This window comes from Mycobacterium sp. E2699, from assembly GCF_001666745.1.
Lineage (GTDB): Bacteria > Actinomycetota > Actinomycetes > Mycobacteriales > Mycobacteriaceae > Mycobacterium.
This window is the reverse complement of record NZ_LZJH01000137.1, coordinates 1-1,109: the sequence shown is the minus strand read 5'-3', so window position 1 is coordinate 1,109 and position 1,109 is coordinate 1. Positions and strand designations below refer to the sequence as shown.

General features: G+C 69.4%; 2 protein-coding genes. One reads left to right on the top strand and one right to left on the bottom strand.

The window, feature by feature from the left end; all coding sequences use genetic code 11:
• Nucleotides 1-380 (bottom strand): PPE family protein (locus A5696_RS23385; RefSeq protein WP_231964572.1); only part of this gene is annotated, 380 nt, incomplete at its 3' end.
• Between the two features lie 227 nt (nucleotides 381-607).
• Between A5696_RS23385 and A5696_RS23380 the strand changes: the two genes are divergently transcribed.
• Nucleotides 608-1,109: PPE family protein (locus tag A5696_RS23380; protein WP_156738557.1), on the top strand; the 502-nt coding region annotated here is incomplete at its 3' end.

Genomic DNA, 1,109 nt, shown 5'->3' with positions numbered 1-1,109 from the left:
GGGAACAGGTTGGAGTTCACCAGCGACACCAGCTGGCCGCGATTGGCCGTGATCGACCCGGGGTCCACGATGGTCGCCAGCGCGGCCTCGTAGGCGACGGCCGCCGCCCGCGCCTGGGCCGCCGACTGCTCGGCTTGCGCGGCCGCCCCGCCCAGCCAGTCCACGTACCCGGCGGCCGCGTTGGTCATGGACGCCGCCGACGGGCCCTGCCAGGCCTGCCCGGCCAGGTCCGAGGTCACGGAGCTGAATGCGCTTGCCGCCGCGCTCAACTCACTGCGGATCCCGTCCCAGGCCGCCGCCGCCTCCAGCATCGGCCCCGGGCCCGGCCCATCAAGCAGGAGCACCGAGTTGACCTCGGGCGGAAACACCGAAAAGTTCATCACTGCTCCCCTCGATCGTCGTTGATCAGACCTTCAGCAGCCACTGGAGCAACGTACATTCTCCGGCCTGCCCCATACCCCGTTAGGCGGGAATCCAATCCCGGCCGCCGCACGATCGTTGCGGACCGGACCGCAGGGATCAAGCGCTCGCAGTCGCGGTTGCGTGCGAACCCGAGCAACGGCACACTTTGGCTCCCGGGGCTCGCTGCTGAGAAGGGACCGCGGTCATGAGCTTTTTGGTGCTCCCGCCGGAGATCAATTCGTCCCGGATGTTCTCCGGTGCCGGGTCAGCGCCAATGTTGGCGGCCGCTGCGGCGTGGGACGGGCTGGCCGATGAGTTGAGTGCGGCCGCGGGATCGTTTTCCTCGGTGACCTCGGCGTTGGCTGGTCACGCGTGGCAGGGTCCTGCATCCGCGGCGATGGCCGCCGCAGCCGTTCCGTATTCGGCGTGGTTGACCTCGGCGGCGTCTCAAGCTGCGAGTGCGGCCGCGCAGGCCAAAGCGGTGGCCGGTGCGTTTGAGTCGGCGTTGGCGGCGACGGTGCATCCGGTGGTGGTGTCGGCCAACCGCTCCAACCTGGTGTCGTTGGTGATGTCGAACCTGTTCGGCCAGAACGCGCCGGCGATCGCGGCGGCCGAGGCCGAATACGAGCAGATGTGGGCCCAGGATGTCGCCGCGATGAGCGGCTACCACGCCAGCGCGTCGGCGACGGTCGCGCAGCTGGGCAACT